This is a genomic window from Segatella paludivivens DSM 17968 = JCM 13650, assembly GCF_000373185.1.
Lineage (GTDB): Bacteria > Bacteroidota > Bacteroidia > Bacteroidales > Bacteroidaceae > Prevotella > Prevotella paludivivens.
In genome coordinates, this window is record NZ_KB890670.1 from 1 (window position 1) to 3,136 (window position 3,136).

Below are 3,136 nucleotides of genomic sequence, written 5' to 3' on the forward strand. Positions count from 1 at the left end.
GTAGCGTACATGCCTATATGTTCATCGGTGGTCGCTACTCCCATGAGGTATCCAGGGAGCCGGACGGTCGTTACTATCTCTGCTTCGACAACCGCCAGAGGATGCGTCTTGTTGCAGTGGGTTTAGGCAGTGGCGACAGCGTTCAGCTCGTTCCTCCCGTTTTGGGCGATTCCCTTGGCAGCATCTGCGCAAGGCTTCGCCGTCTCGGTGACTCCCGCTCTGCTACAAGAGCAACTGATGCCATCACCGAGATCACGCCGATGAGCTATATCTGCTATGGTGACTTCAGCTATACGCCCGGTGATGCGCTTCGCGACTCCAGCTTTGCCACCCTCACGATGACGAACAAGAATGTGCGCATCCATATCGTGATCCGTAATCTTCTCAGTCAGATGGGTGCAGGCAACTACACTGTAAAGCTTCAAGGCTTCCGCAGTGCCTTGGCCTTCGACGGTAGCATTAAGGGCGACAGCGTAGTCTATGAGCCACATGGAGGCTTCAACAGCGATGGCGTGTTCTCTACAGACATCATCAATGCCCTTCCCACGGCTAATGGCGAGAACGTTACTTTCACCCTTTACAAAAACGACAATCCGATATTCAAAAGCACCACTGACTCCTCAGGAGCCCCGATTACCCTTTCGCCTGAAGACGACAAGACCATCGTTGTAGATGTGGGTAAGATGGGTGTTAATATCAATGTGATGCCTTGGAGCGATGTAAACAATGGCACCATCTTCTACTAGATCATAAAGTGGTTTTGTAATCCAATACATTTCTCACCGTAAAGCAAATAAACGCAATGAACAGATTTCACACTCTATATTCCCTTTCAGTTCCAGTACTGCTACTGTCTCTGTGTCTCTTCCTTTCATCCTGTGCAGGCGACGATATCACGTCGACTTCACAGAATAGCGGAGACACAACGATGGTGAAGCTTAGTTTCTGCATCAGTGACGGCAACCAGACGCGCGCCATCACTTCGGCCAATGAGAATATCGTGAGCGATATCACCGTGTTGATCTTCGATGCAAGTGGCTCTTTGATAGGTAGCCAGTATCTGTCTTCGATATCAGCGGGTACTGTTTCTGTGCCTGTAACAGCGCGTTCAGCTACAGGATGCACGATCTATGCGATTGCCAATACTGGTTCATCAAGCTATTTTGCGGGTGTGAATACAATCTCAAAGCTCAATACCCTATATACCACGATAGCCAGTGCTGATGCGCTGGAGTCCAGCGGCAGCACAGCTGGCAGTACAGGAGCACTGATGATAGGTAAGGCATCTGCCGATATCACAACAGGTGGAGCGAATCAGTTCTCTATTTCTTTATACCATCAGTGTGGCAAGTTCAGCTTCACCATCAAGCCAAACAGCGGTGTGACTATTACGGGTTATCAACTCTGTAACGTTCCTCTGAGCAGCTACATCACTGATAGCCATGTTCCGGTCTCTGCTTCTACTGTAGTAGGTCCTCCAGCAGGAGCAAGTAGCTATGGCAACTTCACAGCCGTGAGTGGTTTGAGCCAGACTACAGACTTATCCAAGACCTATTATGTATATGAGAATCTTTGCGGTAGCAACAGTAATGCCACTAGTGAGGCACTTCGCAACAGCAGCAACGTTCCTGTTTCAGCTTCAGCCAGCGCCAGCTACCTTCTGATTAATGCCAAGAGCAGCATTTGGGCCTCTACTTACAGAGTGTATCTTGGCGGCATGACTAATGCGGCTACTCCCGCAACAGACCTTACCAACTTCAACGTCTATCGCAATCTGAACTATAATTGCACGATTACCCTTGGTGCAAATGGTGGTAATGGGGATGCACGAGTAACCTATCAGGCAACAGGTCAAGGCACTCGTTCAGGTTCTGTAACAGGTACCGCTACGATAGGTAACTATCTATATAGTAATGGTACAACAGGTACGTCAGGTACACCACCTGCCGGTACAACAGTAGTCGGTATCGTATTCTCTAATCAGTTAAGCTCAGCCGAATATAGTGCTGGCTATACCCATGGCTATGCTTTGGCACTAACTGATGCTAGTACAGGAACTACTTGGGGCCCTTATGGACTAGATGCAGGTCTAACTAAAGTTCAAACATTTTCAGCCTATTATAATGATATTAATGCTGGCTATTATGGTACGGTTACGAAAGGTTACAATAAAAGCAACGGCAGTTATTCCGCATGGCAGGTAGCCAATAATTACAATGTAAACGTTTCAGGCTTTACTAATAGTGGTTGGTATCTTCCAAGTATAGGTCAATGGTGGGATGTGGCTGCTAATCTTGGTAAGGTAAATTTGACCGGTATGCAGGCGGGTACTTCTGGAAATGGTGCTCTTTACAATGGCAGTACAGCAACCACGAATGTAAATGCAGCTATAAACGCAGCTGTTGGTGGGCAAGCATTAACTTCAAGCACTTACTATTGGTCTGCCTCAGAGTATTCTCCTAACAACGCTGCGATAGTTTTCTTCGGCCCGTCGTACGTCGGCTTGAGCTACAACGGTAAGTACACGTACTACTATGTTCGGGCCGTCCTCGCTTTTTAACTATTTATCTATTTTAATATAAATATATATTTATGTGTATACCGCAACTTAAAAAACCGCCTGTGGCGGCCGCAACTTTTAAAAAATAATTCTTTATGGCATTATCTCATGAATTACCGATCTATCGTGATATAATGAAGTTATTGAGTTTAACAATCGAAAAAACTAAATGTTATCCACGCTTCTACCGTTATACGGTTGGCGAAAAAATGGTGAATATCAATCTGGATATAGAGCAAATAGAAATGATGAAAATAAGCATGATGATTGAACTTCTAATTAAATATAACAACGATGCGTAATCGCATTGAACAAAAAAAGATATAACTCAATTCGGATGCCTGTCAATGATGCAGCAATCGCTGCATCATGAAGAAAAAGATTCGTGAGAACCGAAGGCGTCTAATAATTATCACTATAATTTAATGAATAGTTAGTTCTATTCATTTTCTTCTAAGGCAATTTCGTCTAAGAAGAGTACATCCCAGTGGGGATGTATTTGAGAGCCTTCACACGTGAGTGTGGGGGCTCTTTTTTAAAGAGCCCGCAGTTTCTCGCAGAGAAATACTGTTGGAT

3 protein-coding genes are annotated in these 3,136 nt (G+C 45.4%); all 3 read left to right on the forward strand.

The window, feature by feature from the left end:
* Nucleotides 1-101: 101 nt before the first annotated feature.
* The 3 genes from B045_RS15875 to B045_RS14605 all read left to right on the forward strand — a co-directional run bounded on the left by B045_RS15875 (nucleotide 102) and on the right by B045_RS14605 (nucleotide 2,862).
* Nucleotides 102-746, forward strand: a complete 645-nt coding sequence (locus B045_RS15875) for a FimB/Mfa2 family fimbrial subunit (protein WP_025884453.1) — start codon at nucleotides 102-104, stop codon at nucleotides 744-746.
* Between the two features lie 182 nt (nucleotides 747-928).
* Complete coding sequence (locus B045_RS0110980) at nucleotides 929-2,560, forward strand: DUF4906 domain-containing protein (RefSeq protein ID WP_018464305.1); 1,632 nt, start codon at nucleotides 929-931, stop codon at nucleotides 2,558-2,560.
* A 95-nt stretch (nucleotides 2,561-2,655) separates the two neighbouring features.
* On the forward strand, nucleotides 2,656-2,862 hold the full coding sequence (locus B045_RS14605) for a four helix bundle protein (protein ID WP_018464306.1): 207 nt from the start codon (nucleotides 2,656-2,658) through the stop codon (nucleotides 2,860-2,862).
* The last annotated feature ends 274 nt before the right edge of the window (nucleotides 2,863-3,136 follow it).

Excerpts from the sequence above, each read along its gene's own strand:
- B045_RS15875 (WP_025884453.1), top strand. The coding sequence starts at position 102 with ATGCGTCTTGTTGCAGTGGGTTTAGGCAGTGGCGACAGCGTTCAGCTC.
- B045_RS0110980 (WP_018464305.1), top strand. The coding sequence starts at position 929 with ATGGTGAAGCTTAGTTTCTGCATCAGTGACGGCAACCAGACGCGCGCC.
- B045_RS14605 (WP_018464306.1), top strand. The coding sequence starts at position 2,656 with ATGGCATTATCTCATGAATTACCGATCTATCGTGATATAATGAAGTTA.